Raw genomic sequence first — 25,300 nt, 5'->3', positions numbered from 1 at the left:
TCGAAACTCAGCATGAACGTATTCTCGAAGGACAACGCGGACGACGATACCGTGCTGGCCTCGCCCGACACCCAGTTCGGCGTGGGCGTGCTGCCGCAGCAGGCATTCGACGACAGCGCACCGCCGCTGCATGGCTCGGCCGACGCCGCCGCCCGCCGGCTCGGCAACACCCGCCCCAGGAAGCCCCTGCACGCCCCCGACGAAGGCGAGGACCTGCGCCTGCCGCTGATCGGCCACCTGTCGCTGTCGCGCCAGCTGCGCCTGGTGATGGCCGCCTTCGTCGCCGGCATCCTCCTGACCGTGCTGTCGATGTGGCAGAACGCCGCGCGCCTTGATGCGGTGTCGACCCAGGGCCAGATCGCGGCGGATGCCCTGATGCATTCGCAGCGCGTGGCCAAGGCGGCGCCGAACGCCCTGCGCGGCGACATGGGCGCGTTCAACGAACTCGACGACAGCCGCGCCGAAGTCGGCCGCCTGCTGCAGCTGCTGGCGCGCGGCGGCCAGGCCAGCGGCCAGGCGATCCCGGCCTCGTCGGGCGACGTCGCGGCGCTGCTGGCCAAGGCGCGCTCGGCCTGGTCGGCCTCGAACGCCGCCGCCGCCACCATCGTCAGCAACAAGCGCCACCTGGTCGGCTTCGGCGCCAGCGCGGCCAGGTTCGAACCGCTCGCCGGCGAGCTGCAGTCGATCGCCGAGAAGCAGCCCGGCAACGCCGCACTGGGCCGCCTGGCGGCGCTGACCGAACGCCTGGCGGTGTCGATCCATGCCTTCATGAGCCCGGGCGCGGCCTTCCGCGACGCCGCGCGCGCGGTCGCGCGCGACAGCGCAGAGCTGGGCGCGCTGCTGGACAGCCTGGCCGATGGCGGCCCGCTCGATCCCGGCCTGCGCGAGCGCCTGCTGGACGCGCGCACCGCCTTCAAGACCTGGCAGGAGGGCCTGGCGCCGCTGTCGACCAACCAGCACAACTTCAGCGCCGCGCACGGCGCCGAGAGCGTCATCGCACGCGACAACGAAGGCCTGCGCTCGACGCTGGCGCGGGTGCAGCTCGACTACCGCGCCGAACTGGGCAACAGGAGCGGCTGGTTCTGGCTGCTGGTGGGCGCCTCGGTGTTCACGCTCGCCATGGGCGGCAGCATCAGCCGCGTGATGCTGCTCGACTCGCGCAACCGCACCCGCGGCGCCGACGCGCGCCGCCGCGAGGCCGAGGCGATGCGCCAGCTGGCCCAGGCCAAGGAAGAAGAAGCCAAGGCCACCAACGACCAGAACCAGGCGGCGATCCTGCGCCTGATGAACGAACTGCAGGAAGTGGCGGACGGCGACCTGACCGTGCACGCCACCGTGTCGGAAGACATCACCGGGGCGATCGCCGACTCGGTCAACTACACGGTCGAGGAATTGCGCGGCCTGGTGCTGCGCGTGATCAAGACCACCGAGCAGGTCACGCGCGCGTCGAGCAGCGCACAGGCGGTGTCGACCGAACTGCTGGGCGCCGCCGAAGCGCAGTCGCGCGAGATCCAGGAAGCCTCGTCCACGGTGCTGCAGATGGCGACCCAGATCGCCGACGTGTCGCGCTCGGCGACCGAATCGGCCGACGTGGCGCGCCAGTCGGTGGCGGCGGCCGAGCAGGGCGCGCTGGCGGTGCAGAACGCGATCCTGGGCATGAACGAGATCCGCGAGCAGATCCAGGAAACCTCGAAGCGCATCAAGCGCCTGGGCGAATCCTCGCAGGAGATCGGCGAGATCACCGACCTGATCTCGGACATCACCGAGCAGACCAACGTGTTGGCGCTGAACGCCGCGATCCAGGCCGCCTCGGCCGGCGAGGCGGGGCGCGGCTTCTCGGTGGTGGCGGAAGAGGTGCAGCGCCTGGCGGAACGCTCGGCCGAAGCGGCCAAGGGGATCGGCGCGCTGGTGCGCACCATCCAGGCCGACACCCACGACGCCGTCGCCGCGATGGAAAAATCGACCCAGGGCGTGGTCGAGGGCGCGCGCCTGTCCGATGCGGCCGGCGCGGCGCTCATCGACATTTCACGCGTGTCGAACCGCCTGGCGGAGCTGATCCAGGACATTTCCGGCGCGGCCGAGCAGCAGGCGACCTCCGCCAACGGCGTGGCCCATAATATGCAGCACATCCTCTCGGTTACCGAGCATACCCAGGGCGGCACGCGCCAGACGGCGCAGTCGATCCGCGAGCTGGCGCTGCTGGCGCAGGAGCTGAAGGATTCCGTGTCGCGCTTCCGCGTGGCAGCCTGAGTAAAACCATATCGAGCCCATGACCAACCCATCCTCCGCGCGCGCTTCTTCGATCCGGGTACCGGCCTTCGATACCGGTCCCTTGTCCTGGGTGATCGGCGAGATCCGCGATGCGCTGGGACGCTCGGGCACGGCCCTGCGCGACGCCGCCAACCGCAGCCCGGAGGCGCAGCCGACCCTGCTGCTGCATGCCAAGACCCACCTGCACCAGGCCGGCGGCGCCCTGCAGATGGTGGACATCGACGGCGTCGGCGTGCTGGCCGGCGCGGCCGAACGCATGATCGACCGCTTCAAGGATGGGCAGCTTGCCTGCACCCTCGATGCGGTCAAGCCGGTGCAGGACGCCTACCAGGCCCTGGTCGAGTACCTCGACGAACTGCTGGCCGGCAGCCCGCAGCAGCCGGCGCGCCTGTTCCCCTATTACCGCGACCTGCAGGAACGGCTGGGCGTGGAACGCATCCACCCGTCCGACCTGCTGCCGCCCGATCTGGGCAAGGGCGTGGAGCTGCCTGCCCGCGAAGAGGGCACGGCGCCGGACATCGCCGCCTGCCGCGCGCGCTTCGAAAAGGCGCTGCTGCCTTACCTCAAGAGCGGGGATGCGCAGTACGCCGCCGGCATGCGCGACGCCCTGGCGCCGGTCGCGGCCAGCCAGCAGGAGCCGCGCGCGCGCCTGTTCTGGCAGGCGCTGCACGCCTTTGCCGGCGTGGTCGCGGATGGCCAGGTCGACAGCGACCTGTATGTGAAACAGCTGCTTGGCCAGGTCAACCTGCAGCTGCGCCGCCTGTCGCAGGGGCAGGGCGGCACGCCGGATGCGATGCTGCGCGACGCGCTGTTCTTCGTCGCCGCCGCGGAAGGGGCGACAAGCGCGCCGAACGCCGATGCGCAGCGCCTGCGCCAGGCTTGCGGCCTCGACGGCCTGGTGCCGCACGACTACGCCGCGCGCCGCTACGGCCGCATCGACCAGGCCACGCTGCAGGAAGCGCGCGAGGCGCTGGCGCGCACCAAGTCGGACTGGGACCGCATCGCCACCGAGGGCGAGCTCGGGGTCAGGGAAGATTTCAACCAGCAGCTGTCGCGCCTGGCCGGCGCCAGCGAGAAGCTGGGTGCGCCGGCCCTGGCCCAGCTGATGCGCGAACTCGGGCGTGCCGCGACGGACGCCATGCAGGCCGGTCGCAGCCAGGAGTTCGGGCTGGAGATGGCGACCGCCATGCTGTTCGTCGAGAACGGCCTGGACCAGCTGCGCCAGCTGCCCGAGGACTTTGCCGAGAACGCGGAAGCGGTGGGCGCGCGCCTGCTTGCCCTGGCCGCCGGCGAAACCCCGCCGGATGCGCCGCAGTGGCAGGGCGAGCTGGCGCGCCAGATCCAGCAGGGCCAGACCGTGGCGGTGCTGGCCGGCGAGATCAAGGCCGGCCTGCGCCAGGTCGAGAAGCTGCTCGACGATTACTACGACAACCCGGCCAGGGGCGAGGTGCTGGCACAGGCCGAGCCGGTGCTGCACCAGCTGCAGGGTGCTCTGGCGATCCTGGACCAGGAGCAGGCGGTGCAGGCGGTGCGCCACGTCGCCGCCGAAGTGCAGGCGCTGGCAGCCAGCGGCGGCGACCTGACGGCGCAGTCGGGCGCGCTGCACAACATCGCCCAGAACATCGGCGCGCTCGGCTTCTTCGCCGACCTGCTGGCCCAGGACAGCGAGGCGGCCGGCAGCCGCTTCAGCTTCGACCAGCAGAAACGCCTGCTGCTGGAGCTTCCCTTCGAATTCGTCGAGGCCCCGCCCGGGCCGGCCGTCGTGCACGAAACGGCGCCGGCGCAGGATGCGACGATCGAAACCGAACTGCTCGATATCTTCATCATGGAAGCGCAGGAAGTGCTGGGCTTCGTGGCGGAGGCCTTGTCGCAGGCCGAGAACAATCCGGCCAGCCAGGAAACCCTGACGCTGCTGCGCCGCAGCTTCCATACGCTCAAGGGCAGCAGCCGCATGGTGAACCTGGAGCGTTTCGCCGAGGCCGCGGCCGCGGTCGAGCGCGTGATGAACCTGTGGCTGGCCGAGGCGCGCAGCGCCACGCCGGCGCTGCTGGCGCTGCTGCGCCAGGCGCATGCCGAGCTGTCCGGCTGGGTGGCCGAGCTGGCCGCCGGCGGCGCTTCCGGCCGCGACAGCGCGGCCATCGTGGCGCTGGCCGCGCGCGTGCAGGAGGGCGCTGCGCCCGAGGCCGAAGAAATCCCGGTGCCGACGCTCGAGGAAGTCATCCAGCCGGCGCCCGAGCAAGCCGGCGCACCCGCGGAAGCGCCGGCATCCGCAGCGCCGGCGCCGCAGCCCGACACCAGGCGCGTCGGCGGCCTGGACATTCCGCTCGCCCTGTACACGATCTACCTCGACGAAACCGAGGCCCTGGTTCAGACGCTGGCCGCCGATTTCGAGGACTGGCGCCTCGACGGGCAGCGCCGTGCCTCGCCGGAGGCGCTGAAGGCCGCGCACACGCTGGCCGGCACCTCGTCCACGGTCGGCTACCTGGCGCTGCGCGACGTCGCCCATGTGCTCGAACTGGTGCTGGAGAAGCTGGCGACGCCGGGCCCGACGCTCGACGACAACGGCCGCGAGCTGCTGGACGCCACGCTGTCGCGGGTGCGCACGATGCTGCAGGTGTTCGCCCTGGGCGAACTGGCGCCGGCCCAGCCGGACCTGATCGCCCAGCTGGGCGGCCTGCTGGAACGCCTGGCCAGCCAGCAGGCGGCCGCCGTGTACGGCGAAGTCGACCCGGCCCTGGCCCAGCAGCTCGACACCCTGTTCGCCCACGCCTACGGTGAGCTGCTGGCCGCGCCGCCGGCCGCACGCGAGGAGCAGCACGAGCCGGAGCAGGAGCAGGAGCAGGAGCAGGAGCAGCAGGAGCAACGCGGCGCGGTCGACGAGACCGATGCCCTGTTCGACAGCTTCCTCGACGACTCCTTCGCCGCCCCGGCGCTCGACCAGGCGGCACCGGCGCAAGCGCAGCCGGAGCCGGAGCCGGCCTTTGTGCCGGTGACGCCGGACGAAGCGGTGCTGGAAGAAGCGCCCGCGGCCGCACAACTGCCGCAGGCGAGCCCCGCGGCGGGGCCCGCACTCCAGGCCGAGCTCGACGCCGCGCCGGCGCCGGCCGACCGCGTGCTGGCCGGCGCGCCGGTCTTCACCGACGAACTCGACCCGGACCTGCTGCCGGTATTCCTGGAAGAGGGCGCCGACCTGTTCCCGCAGATCGGCAACGGCCTGCGCCAGTGGCAGCAGAACCCGCAAGACCAGGCGATCGCCCAGGGCCTGCAGCGCGCGCTGCACACCGTCAAGGGCAGTGCCCGCATGGCCGGCGCGATGCGCCTCGGCCAGCACACCCACGAGCTGGAAACCCAGGTCGAGAACATGGTGCACGCGGGGACGACCACGCCTTCGGCCTTCGACGAGCTGCTGGCCAACTACGACCAGGCCCTGCTGCTGTTCGAGCAGCTGCAGCAACCGGCCGCCCCGCAGGGAGGCGCCGCGGCGGCAGCTCCGGCGCTTGCGCCGCCGGCCGAGCCGGCAGGCGGCCGCGCGCCGCTGGTGCGGGTGCGCGCCGACATCCTCGACCGCGTCGTCAACCAGGCCGGCGAGGTGTCGATCAGCCGCTCGCGCCTGGAGAACCAGGTGGGTTCGCTCAAGGGCGCGCTGTCGGACTTCTCGGAAAACCTCGACCGCCTGCGCCGCCAGATGCGCGAGATCGAGATGCAGGCCGAGTCGCAGATCGCCTCGCGTTTGTCGATCGCCGGCGAACGCGAATTCGACCCGCTCGAATTCGACCGCTTCACGCGCCTGCAGGAACTGACGCGCATGATGGCCGAGAGCGTGAACGACGTCGAAGCCTTCCACGAAAGCCTGTCGCGCACGGTGGACAGCGCGCAGGAAGACCTGGCGGCGCAGTCGCGCATGACGCGCGACCTGCAGCGCGACCTGATGCGGGTGCGCATGGTGCCCTTTGCGAGCCTGTCCGAGCGCCTGTTCCGGGTGGCGCGCCAGACCGCGAAAGAAACCGACAAACGGGTCAACCTCGACATCCGCGGCGGCACGGTGGAGATCGACCGCAGCGTGCTGGAACAGATGGCCGCGCCCTTCGAGCACCTGCTGCGCAATGCGATCGTGCACGGCATCGAGGCGCGCGCCGCGCGGGTCGATGCCGGCAAGCCCGAGACCGGCGAAGTGCTGGTGCAGGTGAGCCAGCACGGCAACGAGGTGGCGATCGTGTTCGGCGACGACGGCGCCGGGCTCGATCTCGACCGCATCCGGGCCAAGGCGCGCGCGCTCGGCCTCATCGGGCCGGACGCCGTGGTGTCCGACCGCGAGGCGGCCGAGCTGATTTTCGAGCCCGGTTTCTCGACCGCCGACACCTTGACCGAACTGGCCGGCCGCGGCGTGGGCATGGACGTGGTGCGCTCCGAAGCGCAGGCGCTGGGCGGACGCGTGCTGGTCTCGACCGAGCCGGGCAAGGGCACCCGCTTCGCGATCCACCTGCCGCTGACGCTGGCGGTGGCGCAGGTGGTGCTGGTCGCCAGCGGCGGCCGTACCTATGCGCTGCCCTCGACCCTGGTCGAGCAGGTGCTGCAGGTGCGCGATGCCGAGCTGGCCGCGGCGCAGGCCGCCGGCTCCCTGGACGTGGCCGGGCAGCCGCATGCGCTGCACGCGCTGGATGTGCTGCTGGGCGAAGCCAGGACCGGCGCCGGCGGCGCCGCCATGCAGCGCCTGAATCCGGTATTGGTCGTGCACGGCGCCAGCGGACGCATCGCGCTGCGCGTGGACGAGGTGCTGGGCAACCGCGAAGTGGTGGTCAAGAACATCGGCCCGCAGCTTGCCCGCGTGCCGGGCATTGCCGGGGCGACGGTGCTGGGCACGGGCGAGATCGTGCTGATCCTCGATCCGGTGGTGCTGGCGCAGCGTCCCGCGGCTGCCGGCGCGGCCCAGGCTTCGGAGCCGCCGTCGGAGCAGGCGCCGCGCCCGACCATCATGGTGGTCGACGATTCGATCACCGTGCGCCGCGTGACCCAGCGCCTGCTGGAGCGCGAGGGCTACCAGGTGATGCTGGCCAAGGACGGCGTCGACGCGCTCGAGCAGATCGAGGCCGTCAAGCCGGACCTGATGCTGGTCGATATCGAGATGCCGCGCATGGACGGCTTCGACCTGACGCGCGAACTGCGCAGCAGCGAAGCGACCAGGGCGATTCCGATCATCATGATCACCTCGCGCACGGCGGACAAGCACCGCAACGTCGCGCTGGGACTGGGGGTGAATGCCTATTTCGGCAAGCCCTACCAGGAGCCGGTGTTGCTGGCGGCGATCGGGAGCCTGCTGGAGAAGGGGGCGTGCTGAGGGCGGCGGAATCAAGCTGGGTCCCGGCGCAGGCCGGAACCCACTTGCATACTTAGCCGCTGGCCTTCTTCACCACCGCAAACCGCTCGAGCGTCCGTTTGCGCGCCACGTCGTGCTCGACCACCGGCAGCGGATAATCCCGCCCCAGCACCACGCCTTTCTCCGCCAGCACCCGGGCATCCACCAGCCAGGGCGCATGGATCTCCCTGGCACTCAAGCGCCCCAGCACCGGCAGCCACTCCCGGATGAACTCGCCCTGCGCATCGAAACGCCGCGACTGCGCCACCGGATTGAAGATCCTGAACCACGGCTGGGCATCGCAGCCGGTCGAAGCCGCCCACTGCCAGCCGCCGTTGTTCGAGGCCAGGTCGTAGTCGTTGAGCTTGAGCGCGAAATAGCGTTCCCCGCGGCGCCAGTCGATGCCGAGGTCCTTGGTGAGGAAGCTCGCGCTCACCATGCGCAGCCGGTTGTGCATGAAGCCGGTGCGGTTCAGCTGGGCCATGGCCGCGTCCACCAGCGGGTAGCCGGTGCGGCCCTCGCACCAGGCGTCGAACAGCGCGTCGGCCTGCGCGCCGCTCTCCCAGGCCAGGGCATCGAAGGCCGGCTTGAACGATTGCGTGACGACCTGCGGATTGCACGCCAGGATCATCGAATAGAAATCGCGCCAGATGAGTTCCGACAGCCACACGGCGGCGCCCGCGCCGCCGGCGCCGGTTTCCATCATCTGGCGCGCCGTGCGCACCAGGTGGCGGATCGAGGTGGTGCCGAAGCGCAGGTGGGCCGACAGGCGCGAGCTGCCGTCTTCGGCCGGGAAATCGCGCGCCCGGCCGTAATCCGCCATGCGCTCGATGAAGTCCTCGAACAGCGCCTGCGCGCCCTCCATCCCGGCCGGCAGCGGCGGCTCGCCCGCGTCGAAGCCGATCTCCGCGAGCGAGGGAAGGGCCGGCGGCCCCGGCGGCGGTGCGAAGGCCTGCGCATACGGATCGACCGGCCAGGCCGCCAGCGTTTCCGGCATGCTGGCCAGGCGCTTGAGCCAGGCATTCTTGTAGGGCGTGAACACCGAGAACGCGCCGCCGGCCAGCGTCCGCACCTCGTCCTGCTCGAAGATGACCTGATCCTTGAAGCTCAGAAATTTCTGACCCTGTGCGGCAAGCCGGGCTTTCATCCGTGCGTCGCGTTCCGTCGCGTCGGGTTCATAATCGGCACATACGAGCACCGCGTCGACACCCAATTCGGTGGCGAGTGCCGGGACCACTTCAAGAGGGCGGCCCTGCCGCACGATCAGATACCCGCCGAGCCGGCGTAGCTCGGCGTCGAGGCTGGCCAGGCAGGCGTGGATGAACCGCACACGGCGGTCGTCGCGCGGCAGCGGGTCGAGAATCTCGCTGTCATACACGAAAACGCAGTACACACAATTGGACGACGTCAAAGCCTGGTGCAGGGCCGCATGGTCGAATGCCCGCAAGTCGCGCCGGAACCAGACCAAAGAATTGCTCATATTCATCATTGTGTGCAGGGTCAAGATGGCGGCCGATTTTACTGGGTAGGATTCTTCCTAACGGTTCCCGTGTCGCTTCGGGCGGGACAGAGCCGGGTCGGAACAGGGAGTCGGAAAGTCTGAACCGGGGCGCTTTCGTGGGTTCCACGCCGATTCGGTGTAAACTATCGAAAAGCGTAATGTTGTTTTGTGGACACTTCGCGGCCGGTTACGGTCCTTCACCAGAGTGAGCCCAAGTGAGAGTAAGCGTATGAAAAAAAGCAAAGTTGGCAGCACTCTACCGATGCCCGGCATGCCACCGGAACACGACGAAACGCTCGGTAAGATCGGCCCCGTAGCCTCCGGGCTCAACCTTGCCAACCATTTCCTGATCGCGATGCCCTCGATCCAGGACCCGATCTTCGGCGGCACCGTCGTCTACGTCTGCGAGCACAACGAAAAGGGCGTGCTCGGCGTGGTCATCAACAAGCCGACCGACATGACGATGGAAGTGCTGTTCGACCGCGTCGACCTGAAACTGGCGCCGGGGCTGCGCTCCTCGGTGGTGGAGCAGCCGATCATGTTCGGCGGCCCGGTGCAGGACGACCGCGGCTTCGTGCTGCACTCGCCGGGCGGACGCTACTCGTCCTCGCTTACCGTCACCGACGACGTCGCCTTCACCACCTCGATCGACGTGCTCGAAGCCGTCGCCAGCGGCGCCGGTCCGGCCCGCATGCTGGTGTCGATCGGCTATGCCGGCTGGAGCCCGGGACAGCTCGAGGAAGAACTGTCGCGCAACGGCTGGCTCACCGTGGCCGCCGACCCGCGCGTGCTGTTCGACCTGCCGATCGAAGAACGCCATACCGCCGCCATCAAACTGCTGGGGATCGATCCTTTGATGTTAGCGACTGAAGCCGGCCATGCATAAGGGGGGCTTCGAACCCTGATGGTCGACATCGTTTTTGGTTTTGACTTCGGTGTCAAACGCATCGGCATTGCCATGGGCAACACCCTCACCGGGCAAGCCCAACCGTTGACGGTCATCAAGGCCGTCGACAACGCCACCCGTTTCCAGGTCATCAGCGACCTCATCAATGAATGGAAGCCGGCCCGCCTCGTCGTGGGCGAGCCGCGCCATCCCGACGGCGCCGAGCACGACATGACCCTGCGCAGCCGGCGCTTCGCCAACCAGCTCCACGGCCGCTTCAATCTGCCCGTCGAACTCGTCGACGAGCGCTATTCCTCCGCCGTCATTCCGCAAAAGCGCGGCGAGATCATCGACGCCAAGGCGGCCGCCATCATTTTGCAACAATACTTTGACGCTCATTGACTCACATGCCAACATCTAATCAAGCGTATGACGCGGAGGCGCTGTACCGCGAACTGCTGGGCCAGGTCCGTGCCGGCCTCGACGGGGTGCGCGACGCCGCCATCGTCGGCATCCATTCGGGCGGCGCCTGGCTGGCCGAGCGCCTCGCGCGCGACCTCGACCTGACTGGCCGCTTCGGCACCATCGACGTCTCGTTCTACCGCGACGACTATGCCAGGAAGGGCCTGCACCCGGACGTGAAGCCGACTCACATCCGCTTCCCGGTGGACGGCGCCACGGTCGTGCTGGTGGACGACGTGCTGCAGACCGGCCGCACCGTGCGCGCGGCGATCAACGTGCTGTTCGACTACGGCCGTCCGAGCTGCATCCGCCTAGCGGCCCTGGCCGACCGCGGCGGACGCGAACTGCCGGTGGCGCCCGACTATGTCGGCACCCGCGCCGAGCTGGCGCCGAACCAGTCGCTGTGCCTGCAGCGCGACGACGCCGGCCAGCTGTCGCTGACCATTGAAGAAGACTCCGCCGACCCTGCCGCGTCCCATTGATTATGCCGAAACTGTTTACCAACCCGCAACTGAACAAGAACGGCGAGCTGCAGCACCTGCTCACCATCGAAGGCCTGCCCAAGTCGATCATCAACCACATCCTCGACACCGCGTCGAGCTTCGTGGGCATCTCCGACCGCGAGGTCAAGAAGGTGCCGCTAATGCGCGGCAAGAGCGTGTTCAACCTGTTCTTCGAAAACAGCACCCGCACCCGCACCACCTTCGAGATCGCGGCCAAGCGCCTGTCGGCCGACGTGATCAACCTGAACATCCAGGCATCCTCGGCCAGCAAGGGCGAGTCGCTGCTGGACACCATCGACAACCTGTCGGCCATGCACGCCGACATGTTCGTGGTGCGCCACGCGCAGTCGGGCGCGCCCTACCTGATCGCCAAGCACCTGATCGAGACCGGGCAGTCGCACGTCCACGTGGTGAACGCCGGCGACGGCCGCCACGCGCACCCGACCCAGGGCCTGCTCGACATGTACACGATCCGCCACTACAAGAAAGACTTCACCAACCTGCGGGTGGCGATCGTCGGCGACATCCTGCACAGCCGCGTGGCGCGTTCGGACATCCACGCGCTGACCACGCTGGGCGTGCCGGAAGTGCGCGCCATCGGCCCGCACACCCTGCTGCCGGGCGGCCTGGCCGAGATGGGCGTGCGCACCTTCACCAACATGGACGAGGGCCTGAAGGACGTCGACGTCATCATCATGCTGCGCCTGCAGAACGAACGCATGAGCGGCGCGCTGCTGCCGTCGGCGCAGGAATACTTCAAGAGCTACGGACTGACCCCGGAGCGTCTCGCGCTGGCCAAGCCGGACGCGATCGTGATGCACCCGGGTCCGATGAACCGCGGCGTCGAGATCGATTCGGCGGTGGCCGACGGCAGCCAGGCGGTGATCCTGCCGCAGGTGACCTTCGGCATTGCGGTACGCATGGCAGTGATGAGTATTTTGGCGGGAGGCAGGGCGTGAACTTCGCACGGATGAACTTACATATCAAGAACGGGCGAGTGATCGACCCGGCAAACGGCATCGACCAGGTAGCGGACCTGTACATCGCCGACGGCGTCATCGCCGCCCTCGGCAGCGCCCCGGACGGCTTCAGCGCCGACCAGACCATCGACGCCGCCGGCCTGGTGGTCGCGCCGGGCCTGGTCGACCTGTCCGCGCGCCTGCGCGAGCCGGGCTACGAATACAAGGCGACGCTGGAATCGGAAATGCAGGCGGCGATGCAGGGCGGGGTGACCACCCTGGTGTGCCCGCCGGACACCGACCCGGTGCTGGACGAGCCGGGCCTGGTGGAAATGCTCAAGCACCGCGCGCGCATCCTGAACCAGGCCAACGTGCATCCGCTGGGCGCGCTGACCATGGGCCTGAAGGGCCAGGCGCTGACCGAAATGGCCGAGCTGACCGAAGCCGGCTGCATCGGCTTCTCGCAGGCCGAGGTGCCCGTGCTGGACACCACCGTGCTGCTGCGCGCCATGCAGTACGCCAAGACTTTCGGCTACACCGTGTGGCTGCGTCCGCAGGACGCCCACATCGGCCGCGGCGGCGTGGCCCACAGCGGCCCGCTGGCATCGCGCCTGGGCCTGTCCGGCGTGCCGGTCATGTCCGAGACCATCGCCCTGCACACCATCTTCGAACTGGTGCGCGCCACCGGCGCGCGCGTGCACCTGTGCCGCATGTCCTCGGCAGCCGGCCTGGCGCTGGTGGCCGAGGCCAAGAAGGGAGGCCTGCCGGTCAGCTGCGACGTCGGCGCCCACCACCTGCACATGATCGACGCCGACATCGGCTTCTTCGACCCCAACGCGCGCTTCAACCCGCCGCTGCGCGGCCAGCGCGACCGCGATGCGATCCGCAACGCGCTGCTGGACGGCACGGTGGATGCGATTTGCTCGGACCACACCCCGGTGGACGAGGACGAGAAGCTACTGCCTTTCGCCGAAGCCACCCCGGGCGCGACCGGCCTGGAACTGCTGCTGTCCCTGAGCCTGAAGTGGGCCGAAGAGCAGCGCAGCAAGGACGCGCTGGCGCTGGCGCTGGCCAAGGTGACGGCCGACCCGGCGCGCATCGCCGGCCTGCCGGCCGGCACCCTGTCGGTCGGCGCCGCGGCCGACGTGGTGGTGTTCGATCCGGACGCGCGCTGGAAGGTCGAGCGCAAGGCCCTGGCCAGCCAGGGCAAGCACACGCCTTTCCTCGGCTACGAGCTGGCCGGGCAGGTGCGCGCGACCGTCGTGCGCGGCCGCGTGGCGTTCCAGCGGTAATGGGGGCGGGCGCGCCGCGCGCCCGCATCGATTTCTTCGCCCTGTGAAGATCCGGCCGCGTTTGATGCGATCCCTGCGCCTGGCGCGCGTCATGGTCCACCTGCTGGCGGGCCTGGCGACCTGCGCGCTGGTGTTTCCGCTGGCCTCCGGCGCCACCCGCGAGCGCCTGACGCGGCGCTGGTCGCGCAAGCTGCTCGGCCTGTGCCGCGTGAGCGTCGAGCAGGTCGACGGCGCCCCGGCGCTCGCGCACGCGCTAATCGTCGCCAACCACGTGTCCTGGCTCGACATCTTCGTCATCAATGCGCTCCACCCTTGCCGCTTCGTGGCCAAGGCCGAGATCCGCGCCTGGCCGGTGCTCGGCTGGCTGGCGGCCGCCGCCGGCACGGTATTCATCGCGCGCGGCAACCGGCGCGAGCTGCGCCACATCTTCAAGGGCCTGGTCACGGTCTTGCAGGAGGGCCAGCGCGTCGCCTTCTTCCCGGAAGGCACCACCTCCATGCAGGGGGAGGTGCTGCCCTTCCACGCCAACCTGTTCGAGGCCGCCATCGACGCCAAAGTGGCGGTGCAGCCCTATGCGCTGTCCTACGTCGACGCGCGCGGCAACTTCCATCGCTCGGTGGACTACACCGGCGACACCACCTTCGTGGACAGCCTGTTCGCCATCCTCGAGGGCGAGCCGGTGATTGCGCGCTTGCTGCCCCTGGCGCCGATCGAGGCGCTGGGCGCGCACCGCCGCGAGCTGGCGCAAGCCGCGCAGGACGCGGTCGGCGCCGCGCTCCGCCGTGATACCTAAAAAGTATCACAGGGTAATGAATCATATATTGGACAACTCACAGCCGGCAGGGCAGGCTGGTGCTTTGCCTGTTTGGCCGCTCGAGGAGACCACCATGCCGACTTACCGTTCCCGCACCACCACCCAGGGCCGCAATATGGCCGGCGCCCGTGCCCTGTGGCGCGCCACCGGCATGAAGGACGGCGACTTCGAGAAGCCGATCATCGCGGTGGTCAACTCCTTCACCCAGTTCGTGCCCGGCCACGTGCACCTGAAGGATTTGGGCCAGCTGGTCGCGCGCGCGATCGAAGCGGCCGGCGGCGTCGCCAAGGAATTCAACACCATCGCGGTGGACGACGGCATCGCCATGGGCCACGGCGGCATGCTGTACTCGCTGCCTTCGCGCGACCTGATCGCCGACTCGGTCGAGTACATGGTCAACGCCCACTGCGCCGACGCCATGGTGTGCATCTCGAACTGCGACAAGATCACCCCGGGCATGCTGATGGCCGCGATGCGCCTGAACATTCCGGTGGTGTTCGTCTCGGGCGGCCCGATGGAGGCGGGCAAGGTGGTCAAGGTCGTCAATAATGATCGCAAGGTCATCAAGCTGGACCTGGTCGACGCCATGATCAAGGCCGGCGACAGCACGGTGTCGGACGCCGACGTGGCCGAGATCGAGCGCTCGGCCTGCCCGACCTGCGGCTCGTGCTCGGGCATGTTCACGGCGAACTCGATGAACTGCCTGACCGAGGCGCTGGGCCTGTCCCTGCCGGGCAACGGCACCATCGTCGCCACCCATGCCGACCGCAAGGAACTGTTCCTGCGCGCCGGCCGCCTGATCGTGGAAGTCGCCAAGCGCCACTACGAGCAGGACGACTACTCGGTGCTGCCGCGCTCGATCGCCACCAAGGCGGCATTCGAAAACGCGATGGCGCTGGACGTCTCGATGGGCGGCTCGACCAACACCGTGCTGCACCTGTTGGCGGCGGCGCACGAGGCCGGCGTGGACTTCACCATGGCCGACATCGACCGCATCTCGCGCAAGGTGCCCTGCCTGTGCAAGGTGGCGCCGATGACCGACAAGTACCACATCGAGGACGTGCACCGCGCCGGCGGCATCGTGTCGATCCTGGGCGAACTGGCGCGCGCCGGCCTGCTCGATACGGAGCAAGCCACCGTGCATAGCCCGAGCATGGGAGCAGCGATCGAGAAGTACGACATCAAGCGCAGCGACGACCCGGCAGTGCACCAGCTGTTCCGCGCGGCGCCGGGCGGCGTGCCGACCCAGGTGGCGTTCTCGCAGGCCGAGCGCTTCGATGCGAACGACCTGGACCGCAGCAATGGCTGCATCCGCGACCGCGAACACGCCTATTCGCAGGACGGCGGCCTGGCGGTCCTGTACGGGAACATCGCCGAGAAGGGCTGCATCGTGAAAACCGCGGGCGTGGACGAGAGCATCCTGAAGTTCTCGGGCAAGGCGCGCGTGTTCGAGAGCCAGGACGCGGCGGTGGAAGGCATCCTCGGCGACACGGTCCACGCCGGCGACGTCGTCATCATCCGCTACGAAGGCCCGAAGGGCGGGCCGGGCATGCAGGAAATGCTGTACCCGACCTCGTACATCAAGTCCAAGGGCTTGGGAAAAGCCTGCGCGCTGTTCACCGACGGGCGCTTCTCGGGCGGCTCATCGGGCCTGGTGATCGGCCATGCCTCGCCGGAAGCGGCCGAAGGCGGGGCGATCGGCCTGGTGGAAGAGGGCGACATGATCGACATCGACATCCCGGCGCGCACCATCAACCTGCGGGTGAGCTTCGAAGAGCTGGCGCACCGGCGCGGGAAGATGGAGGAGCGCGGCGTTGACGCGTGGAAGCCGGTGGCGCGCGAGCGCTATGTGTCGCAGGCGCTGCAGGCCTACGCGGCGCTGACGACCTCGGCGGACCGGGGCGCGGTGCGCGATCTCAGTCAGCTGAAACGCTGAGGTTCATTTGGCTACGAACCGGTAGGGTGGGCGGGTCTCCCGCCCACGCGTTCAACCGGATGTTGAGAAAACGAGACGGCTGCTCAACCCTTGGTTGAACGCGTGGGCAGGGAACCTGCCCACCCTACGAAAACCGAAACGCGGCCGGATTACTTTTTACCGCTGTGCTCCCGGTACTCGGGACAATCCACCTGCAGCAGCGAGCGGTCGTCCAGGCACACCGCGGTCAGCTTTCCGCCCCACACGCAGCCGCTGTCGAGCCCCACCAGGTTGGGGCGCAGCACCAGGCCCAGCGCCGACCAGTGTCCGAACACCACGGTCACGTCGCAGGTACGCCGCTGCGGCAGGTCGAACCACGGCACCAGGCCGGACCCTTCCGGTCCGCTTTCGCTTTCCTTGTGCTGGAAATCCATGCTGCCGTCCGGCGCGCACAGGCGCATGCGGGTAAGCGCGTTGACGATGCAGCGCAGGCGCGCGATGCCCGTCAGGCTGTCGTCCCACTGGTTCGGCTCGTTCCCGTACATCTGGCCGAGGAAATCGATCCAGCCCTCGCCGCGCAGGACGCTTTCGACCTCGTGCGCCAGCGCCATCGTCTGCGCCGCGTCCCACTGGGGGGCGACGCCGGCGTGCACCAGCAGGTGCGCGTCGACGAACATCGCCAGCGGGCGCCGGCGCAGCCACTGGATCAAGTCGTCGCGGTCGGACGCGGCCAGGATCTCGTCGAGCGTGTCGGAGCGGCTGGCGCGCTGCGCGCCCACGGCCACCGCGATCAGGTGCAGGTCGTGGTTGCCGAGCAGCGCTTCGACGCGGCCGGGATTCACCTCGGTGAGCGCCTTCATGCGGCGCAGCGCGGTGAGCGAATCCGGACCGCGGTTGATCAGGTCGCCGACGAACAGGATGCGCGGCTGCGCCGGTCCGTGTTGTCGCGCATCGTCGTTGATGCGCTCGATGAGGAGTCGGGCTTCGTGGGCGCAGCCCTGCAGGTCGCCGATGGCGTAGGTTCTCATGTTGTTCTTATCGAAGTGGTGCGGGTGGACGGCTGGAGGACCGCGTGCATTTGCGGATACTAAATGATTTTGCGCAGCGACGCAGGGCTCGCATTAAGAGCACCCGGGATCGCAGCAAAGCGGGAGACCGAACAATGGAACTTGCACCCATTTGATCCAGTCGAACGACGCCCTGCAGAATCGCATTTTGGGGCCGGGACGCCTCATCTATTCCGGTACAATGGGCCACCATTCCAACGATAAGAGTGCCGTGGTTTTTCCGCGGAGTCGCCTGCGGAAACGACTCACACTGTGCACCGAAAGAATAATTAATGTTCTCCTTTTTCGTCAGTTTCGTATGCTGCGCGCTGCTGACCCTGCTCGTGATTAAGTATGCGAAGCGCAATGGCACTGCGCTCGACGCCGATTATGGCGGGGTGCAAAAGTTCCATACCCATCTTGTCGCGCGCATCGGCGGTGTGCCGATCTATCTCGCGGTCGTCATCACCGCCGCCATTTCGACAATGCGCGAACCATCGCTCGGGCCGTGGCTCGCGCATTTGCTCGGATGCGCATGCATTGCCATGGCGGGCGGTATCGTCGAAGACTATACCGGCCGCGTTTCACCGGCGCGCCGGCTGCTGCTCACGATGCTCGCCGCCTTATTCGCGTATTACCTGCTCGGCGCGAAACTGGTGCGCCTCGACATGCCCTGGGGCGTGCTGCCGCTGCAATTGAACTGGATCGTGCTGCCGCTCACCGTGCTGGCGGTGGCGGGCATCGCGAATGCGGTGAATATCATCGACGGCTTCAATGGCCTGGCCAGCATGGTCAGCATTTGCATGCTGCTGTCGCTGTCCTACGTGGCGCTGCAGGTGAACGACATGTTCGTGCTGGTGACCGCGCTGATGGTGGCCGGGGCCGCCGCCGGTTTCCTGATCTGGAATTATCCGGTGGGCCTGATCTTCCTCGGCGACGGCGGCGCCTACTTCATCGGCTTCATGCTGGGCGAGCTCGCGCTGCTGCTGGTGATGCGCAATCCCGGCGTGTCCACCTGGTATGCCGCGCTGCTGCTGATATACCCCGCATTCGAAACCATATTCTCCGCTTACCGCCGCATGTTCGTGCGCGGTAAATCACCGGCACTGCCCGACGGAATTCATCTGCACAGTTTGATATTCCGGCGTATCGTGCAATGGACGGTGGGGCCACGCGAAGCGCGCGCGCTGATGAAACGGAACGCGCGCACCTCGCCTTATTTATGGCTGTTTTCCCTGATGGCCGTCATTCCCGCGACCGTGTTCTGGAAAAACACGGGTGTGCTCATCTTCTTCAGTTTGTTGTTTATAATCAGTTACCTCTGGTTATATGCGCGTATTGTTCGATTTAAGTCGCCACGCTGGCTTTTTCTTCAGAAGAAAAAGCGAAATTAAGATATTAATGTTAGTATATTGCGACATTTGGTGAGTATCTCGCCTTGCTGTTTCAAACATTAGAGCGTCTGACAAAGCGTTCAGCGCAGGAGTATCGCCGCAGCAGTACACTGCCATGGCAACACGATACAAGTCTGCACTGAGCGTTTTGTTGGGCGCTCTGGTTTCAACCTTTCATTCACGAGGGAATAAGATGGACCTGTCTAATATGTCCGTAGGCGATTTGCGCAACCTGCAAGAACAAATCAAGCAGGAAATGAAAGCGCGCGAAGCACAAGAAGTGCAAAAGGCGCGCGAACAGATTCTGGCGATCGCGCAAAGCGTGGGCGTGCCCCTCAAGGATCTGCTGGCAACCGGTGGCCGCGGCGCCGCGTCCAAAGGCAATGCGACCAAGGGCAATACCGTGGCCGTGCGTTATCGCCATCCGGACAATGCTTCGCAGCAGTGGACCGGCCGTGGCCGCCAACCGAAATGGGTCAAGGAATGGGTCGAGGGCGGCAAGTCGCTCGACAAGCTGCGCGTCTGAGCCCTTTCCCGGCCGGCTGAGCCGGGCTGAAGCAATCAGTGCACCTGCGCAAGCGGTCCGTCCGATTCCCACAGGACGCCGCTTGCCGCTACAATACTCGCATTTGTCATTCCTCTAAGTAGGCACGTTTTACGTGCTTCCTTAATTGTTATCCCGATAATTCGGCGCCGACGCCCGGCTCTGCTTGGCCGCGTCCTCCCGGCTGCTTCCGCATGCCCGCGCCCCAGCTTTCCAAGGACACCATGGTTGCTCTCTCGAAAACGATCTTCAAGGCTTATGACATTCGCGGCGTCATCGACAAGACGCTGGACGAAGGCATCGCTCGCCACATCGGCCGCGCATTCGGCGCCGCCGCCCTGGCGAAGGGAGAGCGCAAGGTCGTGATCGGCCGCGACGGCCGCCTGTCGGGCCCGGGCCTGACCGCGGCGCTGGGCGAAGGCCTGCGCGACGCCGGCGTGGACGTGATCGACCTCGGCATGGTCGCCACCCCGATGGTCTACTTCGCCACCAACGTGCTCGATACCCGTTCGGGCATCATGGTCACCGGCAGCCACAATCCGCCGGACTACAACGGTTTCAAGATGGTGATGGCGGGCGAGGCCATTTACGGCGACGCCATCCTGGCCCTGCACGACAGCATCGCAGCGTATGACGGCAAGGTCGCCGAACAGCGCGGCGGCTACGCCACCCATGACATCCGCGCCGCCTACGTCGAGCGCATCGTCGGCGACGTCAAGATCGCGCGCCCGATCAAGATCGCGGTCGACTGCGGCAACGGCGTGGCCGGCGCCTTCGCCGGCGACCTGTATCGCGGCATGGGTTGCGAAGTGGTCGAACTGTTCTGCGAGGTGGACGGCCACTTCCCGAATCACCACCCGGACCCGGCGCACCCGGAAAACCTGCAGGACCTCATCAAGGCACTGCAGGACACCGACGCCGAGATCGGCCTGGCCTTCGACGGCGACGGCGACCGCCTCGGCATCGTCACCAAGGACGGCCAGATCATTTTCCCGGACCGCCAGATGATGCTGTTCGCCAGCGACGTCCTGTCGCGCAACCCGGGCGCCGAGATCCTGTACGACGTCAAGTGCACCCGCCACCTCGCGCCCTGGATCGAGAAGGCCGGCGGCAAGCCGCTGATGTGGAAGACCGGCCACTCGCTGGTCAAGGCCAAGCTGAAGGAAACCGGCGCCCCGCTGGGCGGCGAAATGAGCGGCCACATCTTCTTCAAGGACCGCTGGTACGGCTTCGACGACGGCCTGTACGCCGGCGCGCGCATGCTCGAGATCCTGACCAAGGAAGCCGATCCGTCGAAACTGCTGAACAGCCTGCCGATCGCCAGCAGCACCCCGGAGCTGCACCTGCACCTGAAGGAAGGCGAGAACTTCACCCTGATCGACAGCCTGCGCGCCAACGCCACCTTCCCGACTTCCGAGAAGATCAACGGCATCGACGGCCTGCGCGTGGAATACCCGGACGGTTTCGGCCTGGCCCGTTCCTCGAACACGACCCCGGTGGTGGTGCTGCGTTTCGAGGGCGAGAACCCGGAAGCCCTGGCGCGCATCCAGGCCGAGTTCAAGCAGGTGATCCTGGCCGCCAAGCCGGACGCCGAACTGCCGTTCTGAGGACCTGCGCTTGAAGATCCTGCTGGTGCGCGTGTCGTCGCTGGGCGACGTGCTGCACAACCTGCCGATGGTGGCCGACATCCTGCGCCACCATCCGGATGCGACCATCGACTGGGTGGTCGAAGAGGGCTACACCAGCCTGGTGCGCCTGAACCCGCACGTACGCAAGATCATCCCGTGGGCGCTGCGGCGCTGGCGCAAGAGCCTCGGCAAGCCCGAGACCCGGGCCGAGATCAAGGCCTTCTTCTCTACCTTGCGCGAGGAAGCGTACGACTATGTGTTCGACACCCAGGGCCTGCTCAAGACCGGCATCATCATGGGCGCCGCGCGCGTGCGCAAGGGCGGCAGGAAGGTCGGCCTGGCCAACGGCAGCGAGGGCTCCGGCTACGAAGGCATCTCGCGCATCTTCCATACCGACAGCATTCCCCTGAACCCACGTACCCATGCGGTGGCGCGGGGCCGCATGGTGGCCGGGGCGGCGCTCGGCTATGCGGTCGACTATCCGCCCGATTTCGGCCTGCCGGCGCCGCAAGCGGATTCGCGCCCGGCTTTCCTGCCGCCTGAAGACTACGCCGTGTTCTTCCACGGCACCGCGCGCGAAGCCAAGAAGTGGTCGCGCGCGAACTGGATCGAACTTGGACGGGCGCTGGCGCCGATGCCGGTGCTGCTGCCCTGGGGCTCGCCGGGCGAACTGCAGGAAGCGGAGCAGCTCGCCGCCGGCCTGCCGAACGCGCGCGTGCTGCCGAAACTGTCGATGATGGACGCCGTCGCCCTGGCCCGGCATGCGCGCCTGGCCGTGGGCGTGGACACCGGCCTGACCCACATCGCCGCCGCCTTCGTCCGCCCCACGGTCGAGATCTATTGCGATTCGCCGAAGTGGAAGACCGAGGGCAACTGGTCGGACAAGATCGTCAATCTCGGCGACCTGGGCACGCCGCCGTCCGCGCCCGAGGTCATCGCCGCCGCGCGCCGCCTGCTGGAGGCCGCGTGAATCGTTGGCCGTATTCGCTGGCCTGGTGGCTGGCGCTGCCGCTGGTGCTCGCACGCCTGTGGTGGCGCGGCCGCAAGGAGCCCGGCTACCGCGCCCACTGGGCCGAGCGGCTCGGCTTTCCCGGCGCCGCCGCGTCGGCGCGCCCGACCCTGTGGGTGCATGCGGTGTCGGTCGGCGAGACCCGCGCTAGCGAACCGCTGGTCGAGGCGCTGCTCGCGGCCTATCCCGATTCCCGCATCCTGCTCACCCACATGACGCCGACCGGCCGCGCCACCGGCAAGTCGCTGTTCGGCCACCATGGCGAGCGCCTGGTGCAGTCCTACCTGCCGTACGACACCGGCTTCATGGTGGGGCGCTTCCTGCGCCGGTTCCAGCCGCGCGTGTGCATCCTGATGGAGACCGAGGTGTGGCCGAACCTGATCGCCGGCTGCGCGTCGGCCGGGGTGCCGGTGGCGCTGGTGAACGCGCGCCTGTCGGAACGCTCCTTGCGGCGCGGTCGCAAGATGGGCGCCCTGATGCGCGACGCGGCAGGCGCCATCGGCCTGGTGGCGGCCCAGACCGAGGCGGACGCCGCGCGCATCCGCTCGCTCGGCGCGCCGCGGGTCGAGGTCACCGGCAGCATCAAGTTCGACGTGGTGCCGCCGCAGGCCGCGCTGGAGAAGGGCGCCTGGCTGCGTGGGCAGTTCGGTGGGCGTCCCGTATTCCTGTGCGCCAGCACGCGCGAAGGCGAAGAGGCGCTGATCCTGGACGCCTGGCAGCGCGAGGCCGACAAGCCGCCCGCGGCCTTGCTGGCCATCGTGCCGCGCCACCCGCAGCGTTTCGACGAGGTCGAGAAGCTGGCCGCGGCGCGCGGCCTGGCGGTGCAGCGCCGTTCGCGGCTCGAGCATGGCATCGGCAATGCCGACGTCCTGCTGGGAGATTCGATGGGCGAGATGTTCGCCTATTACGCCGCCTGCGACTGCGCCTTCATCGGCGGCAGCCTGATGCCGCTGGGCGGCCAGAACCTGATCGAGGCCTGCGCGCTCGGCAAGCCGGTGCTGGTGGGCGAGCACACCTTCAATTTCGCCCAGGCGACCGAGGAAGCGGTAGCAAGCGGCGCGGCCCTGCGCGTGCCCGACGCCGGCGCCCTGATGGCGGCGGCGCTGCGCCTGCTCGAGGACGAGGGCGCACGCGCCGGCATGGGCGCGCACGCGCTCGCGTTCGCGGGCCGCCACCGCGGCGCCACCCTGCGCACTGTTGAACTCCTGCGACGACTTATCCGGTAGGTTTTGTTACCATTCCGTTTCGAGCTCGGATAATAACCAGGGGATGCGCAATGTTGTCGTTTAATCACCCGAGACCGGTCAACAGTCGTAAACCCGTTGCCACGCTGGTCCAGCAGCAGGCCGACGACAAGGTGCTGCCCATGCATATGCATGCCGGCGCCGGTACGGCAGATGGTCCGGTTGCTGTACCGGCGGCCAGCGTATCCGCCGCCCCTCCAGTGCCCTTATCCGAACTGCATTTTTTCGTGCGCTACACGCTGGGCGAATACGTCAGCTTCATGTGGCAGCACGGCGGTTTCCTCATCCGCCGCCGGCGCATCCGCTGGCCGGCCAGCTTCTACCTGCGCCTCAAGAGCACGCTGGGCGCGGCCCTCCATTTCGTCATGCTGGGGCGCGGCCGCCGCACCTACGAATTCACCATCGACCAGCACGGCATCGTGCGCAGCAGCGGGGGCGTAACCCTGATCGGCTGGGAAGACGTGATCGGCGTGCGCACCTATACGCGCGGCTTCATGATGGTGCTCAAGCGCGGCACCTTGCCGATTCCATACCGGGCTTTGTCCGATGCGCAGATGGGGGCGATGAAGGAACTGGCGGCCGCCAGGAGAGATTCGCTTCTGTAGGGTGGCAGGGTAATTTCGGGCAATGCCCGGAATGACGCCCACGCGCTGAGCGTTATCAGCTCCGCTCTCGTGCCAGATGATCGTGAGGCCGGCTGAACGCGTGGGCGGGAGACCCGCCCACCCTACGATTCACGACGAATGCAAGGCCGCGGGTCAATCCGCGAACAGCACCGGCATCTCCAGCGAACGCTTCTTGAGCGCCAGCCGCGCCCCGTCGTAATCCGGATACGCCTCGGCCACGGTCGCCCAGAAACGCGGGCTGTGGTTCATTTCGCGCAGGTGCGCCAGTTCGTGCACCACCACGTAGTCCACCAGCGAGGGCGGATAGTGGACCAGGCGCCAGTTCAGCCGGATATTCCCGTCGATCGTGCACGAGCCCCAGCGCGTGCCCGCCGACGACAGCGCGAAGGCACGGTAGTTCACGTTCAGCTGCGGCGCGAAGAACTCCAGGCGCTCCTTGAACAGCTTCTTGGCCTCGGCCTGGAACCACAGCTTGACGCGCTCCTTGAGCTGCCATTCCGACAGCCCGGGCACCACGCCGATCCACAGTTCGCGATTGTCCACGTCGAACTGGCAGTGGCTGCGCGCGGCGTCTTCCAGGCGCAGCGTGATCTCGCCGCCCAGGTAGGGCAGGCGCGCGCCGTCCTTCCATTCGAGCGGCGCACGTTCCTGGCGCAGGACGCGGCGCTCGCCGCGTTCGAGCAGCTTGGTGAGGATCCAGCGCTGCTTGGCGCGGATCGCGTTGTCGATGTCGGCCTGGGTGCAGCGGCGCGGCGCGGTGACGCGCAGGCCGTCGTCGTCGATCATGAAGCCGATCGAGCGGCGCGTCGAGCGGCGCAGGGCGTAATCGATGGTGTGGGCGCCGAGCACGATGCGCTTGAGCGGCGGCTCGCCCTCGGCGACCGGAGGGACGGGTATCAGGTGGCGCGGCGCCGGAGGCGGCGCCTTGAAGAGAGGCTGCGAGGGCGACGCGGGTTTATCCGAGGGCCTGAGCGCCGCGAAAAAATCCTGTGCAAACAGTTCCAGCTGGTGCCCGTCGATCTTGGTGGAGCTCATGTCGTGCTGCGGTTTCGAATTCCTGATCTGGGCGCTGACGTCGCTCAGCCACCTCTGTAGACGTGGGGCGAGATAACGCGCATTTCGGATTCTATCCAATTTTCGACCTCTTGCATCATGCTGTCGGGTGTGTGGTTTTCCGGCGAAATCGGTTTGCCGATCGAGACCGTGATCAGGCCGGGACGCTTGATGAACGAATTCTTCGGCCAGCACTCACCTGAATTATGCGCGATCGGGACGACCACCGTTTGGGTTTCGACAGCAAGGCGCGTGCCGCCGCTCTTGTACTTGCCCTTCTGGCCCACCGGGATGCGCGTCCCTTCGGGGAACATGATGATCCACTGGCCGTCGGCCAGCCTGCGCTTGCCGTGCCGGACCACGTGGGAGAACGCGTTCTTGCCCTGCTTGCGGTCGATCGGGATCATGCGCAACAGCGCCATGCCCCAGCCGAAGAAGGGGATATACAGGATCTCTTTCTTGAAGACGTAGACCAGCGGGCGGGTGAGGTTGGGCAGCAGGAAGATGGTCTCCCACGCCGACTGGTGCTTCGACAGGACGATGGCCGGCGCGTCGGGCAGGTTCTCGTAGCCCTTGAACTGGTAACGGATACCGCAGATGACTTTTGCGCACCAGATGATGAAGACGTTCCAGCGCGAGGTCACCCAGAAGCGCTTGTTGTAGGGCAGGGGCGCCGCCAGGAAGCAGACGCAGGCCCACACCACGGTGGCCACGATCATCACGATCGTAAAGAGCAGGGAACGCAGGAACAGGCTGAAATTACGCAAAGGGTCTCCGGACAATGGACTGGTTCTGGATAG

19 protein-coding genes are annotated in these 25,300 nt (G+C 67.6%); 15 read left to right on the top strand and 4 right to left on the bottom strand.

What is annotated here, in order from left to right; translation table 11 throughout:
• Window positions 1-12: 12 nt before the first annotated feature.
• The gene (locus AB3347_RS04995; protein ID WP_369090681.1) at window positions 13-2,250 is read left to right on the top strand and encodes a methyl-accepting chemotaxis protein; all 2,238 of its coding nucleotides are present in this window, start codon (window positions 13-15) and stop codon (window positions 2,248-2,250) included.
• 19 nt (window positions 2,251-2,269) lie between these two features.
• Entirely contained in the window at window positions 2,270-7,606 is a 5,337-nt protein-coding gene (locus tag AB3347_RS04990) for an Hpt domain-containing protein (protein ID WP_369090680.1), read from the top strand.
• Window positions 7,607-7,658: 52 nt separating this feature from the next.
• On the opposite strand, the gene AB3347_RS04985 is transcribed toward AB3347_RS04990, so the two are convergent.
• Entirely contained in the window at window positions 7,659-9,110 is a 1,452-nt protein-coding gene (locus AB3347_RS04985) for a deoxyribodipyrimidine photo-lyase (protein WP_369090679.1), read from the bottom strand.
• A 286-nt stretch (window positions 9,111-9,396) separates the two neighbouring features.
• Here AB3347_RS04985 and AB3347_RS04980 point away from each other — a divergent pair, with 286 nt between their 5' ends.
• The 7 genes from AB3347_RS04980 (at window position 9,397) to ilvD (ending at window position 15,977) form a co-directional block, all read left to right on the top strand.
• Window positions 9,397-10,011 carry a YqgE/AlgH family protein gene (locus tag AB3347_RS04980; RefSeq protein WP_369090678.1) on the top strand — a complete coding sequence of 205 codons (615 nt, stop codon included), beginning with the start codon at window positions 9,397-9,399 and terminating at the stop codon, window positions 10,009-10,011.
• Window positions 10,012-10,029: 18 nt separating this feature from the next.
• On the top strand, window positions 10,030-10,413 hold the full coding sequence (ruvX, locus tag AB3347_RS04975) for a Holliday junction resolvase RuvX (RefSeq protein WP_369090677.1): 384 nt from the start codon (window positions 10,030-10,032) through the stop codon (window positions 10,411-10,413).
• Window positions 10,414-10,418: 5 nt separating this feature from the next.
• The gene (gene pyrR, locus AB3347_RS04970; RefSeq protein WP_369090676.1) at window positions 10,419-10,955 is read left to right on the top strand and encodes a bifunctional pyr operon transcriptional regulator/uracil phosphoribosyltransferase PyrR; all 537 of its coding nucleotides are present in this window, start codon (window positions 10,419-10,421) and stop codon (window positions 10,953-10,955) included.
• A 2-nt stretch (window positions 10,956-10,957) separates the two neighbouring features.
• Window positions 10,958-11,935, top strand: coding sequence for an aspartate carbamoyltransferase catalytic subunit (locus tag AB3347_RS04965; RefSeq protein WP_369090675.1), 978 nt, complete (start codon window positions 10,958-10,960; stop codon window positions 11,933-11,935).
• An 11-nt stretch (window positions 11,936-11,946) separates the two neighbouring features.
• A complete protein-coding gene (locus AB3347_RS04960; RefSeq protein ID WP_369090674.1) occupies window positions 11,947-13,227 on the top strand; it encodes a dihydroorotase in 1,281 nt (426 codons plus the stop codon).
• A gap of 64 nt (window positions 13,228-13,291) precedes the next feature.
• Window positions 13,292-14,020 carry a lysophospholipid acyltransferase family protein gene (locus AB3347_RS04955; protein ID WP_369090673.1) on the top strand — a complete coding sequence of 243 codons (729 nt, stop codon included), beginning with the start codon at window positions 13,292-13,294 and terminating at the stop codon, window positions 14,018-14,020.
• 94 nt (window positions 14,021-14,114) lie between these two features.
• Window positions 14,115-15,977 carry a dihydroxy-acid dehydratase gene (gene ilvD, locus AB3347_RS04950; RefSeq protein ID WP_369090672.1) on the top strand — a complete coding sequence of 621 codons (1,863 nt, stop codon included), beginning with the start codon at window positions 14,115-14,117 and terminating at the stop codon, window positions 15,975-15,977.
• Between the two features lie 149 nt (window positions 15,978-16,126).
• Here the strand turns inward: ilvD and AB3347_RS04945 are convergent, their stop codons facing one another.
• A complete protein-coding gene (locus tag AB3347_RS04945; protein ID WP_369090671.1) occupies window positions 16,127-16,984 on the bottom strand; it encodes a symmetrical bis(5'-nucleosyl)-tetraphosphatase in 858 nt (285 codons plus the stop codon).
• 311 nt (window positions 16,985-17,295) lie between these two features.
• On the opposite strand from AB3347_RS04945, the gene AB3347_RS04940 reads away from it, so the two are divergent.
• The 6 genes from AB3347_RS04940 to AB3347_RS04915 all read left to right on the top strand — a co-directional run bounded on the left by AB3347_RS04940 (window position 17,296) and on the right by AB3347_RS04915 (window position 23,426).
• Entirely contained in the window at window positions 17,296-18,396 is a 1,101-nt protein-coding gene (locus AB3347_RS04940; protein ID WP_369090670.1) for a glycosyltransferase family 4 protein, read from the top strand.
• Between the two features lie 193 nt (window positions 18,397-18,589).
• Entirely contained in the window at window positions 18,590-18,922 is a 333-nt protein-coding gene (locus tag AB3347_RS04935) for an H-NS family nucleoid-associated regulatory protein (protein ID WP_369091068.1), read from the top strand.
• A gap of 242 nt (window positions 18,923-19,164) precedes the next feature.
• Window positions 19,165-20,547, top strand: coding sequence for a phosphomannomutase/phosphoglucomutase (locus AB3347_RS04930; RefSeq protein ID WP_369091067.1), 1,383 nt, complete (start codon window positions 19,165-19,167; stop codon window positions 20,545-20,547).
• A 10-nt stretch (window positions 20,548-20,557) separates the two neighbouring features.
• Entirely contained in the window at window positions 20,558-21,538 is a 981-nt protein-coding gene (gene waaC / locus AB3347_RS04925) for a lipopolysaccharide heptosyltransferase I (protein ID WP_369090669.1), read from the top strand.
• Window positions 21,535-22,803: a lipid IV(A) 3-deoxy-D-manno-octulosonic acid transferase gene (gene waaA / locus AB3347_RS04920; protein ID WP_369090668.1), complete on the top strand. Its 1,269-nt coding sequence runs from the start codon at window positions 21,535-21,537 to the stop codon at window positions 22,801-22,803. The genes waaC and waaA overlap by 4 nt, the downstream gene beginning before the upstream one ends.
• Window positions 22,804-22,853: 50 nt before the next feature.
• Window positions 22,854-23,426 (top strand): YcxB family protein, encoded by a 573-nt coding sequence (locus tag AB3347_RS04915; RefSeq protein WP_369090667.1) that lies wholly within the window; start codon window positions 22,854-22,856, stop codon window positions 23,424-23,426.
• Between the two features lie 153 nt (window positions 23,427-23,579).
• Here AB3347_RS04915 and AB3347_RS04910 read toward each other — a convergent pair whose 3' ends face one another.
• Together AB3347_RS04910 and AB3347_RS04905 are read right to left on the bottom strand one after the other, a co-directional pair.
• Entirely contained in the window at window positions 23,580-24,482 is a 903-nt protein-coding gene (locus AB3347_RS04910) for a M48 family metallopeptidase (RefSeq protein ID WP_369090666.1), read from the bottom strand.
• Window positions 24,483-24,526: 44 nt separating this feature from the next.
• Complete coding sequence (locus tag AB3347_RS04905; RefSeq protein WP_369090665.1) at window positions 24,527-25,267, bottom strand: lysophospholipid acyltransferase family protein; 741 nt, start codon at window positions 25,265-25,267, stop codon at window positions 24,527-24,529.
• Window positions 25,268-25,300: the final 33 nt, after the last annotated feature.

It is taken from the genome of Massilia sp. X63 (genome assembly GCF_041023745.1).
In the GTDB taxonomy this organism is placed as follows: domain Bacteria; phylum Pseudomonadota; class Gammaproteobacteria; order Burkholderiales; family Burkholderiaceae_D; genus Telluria.
Note: the sequence above shows the minus strand (reverse complement) of the source record. Positions and strands in the feature narration are given on the sequence as shown.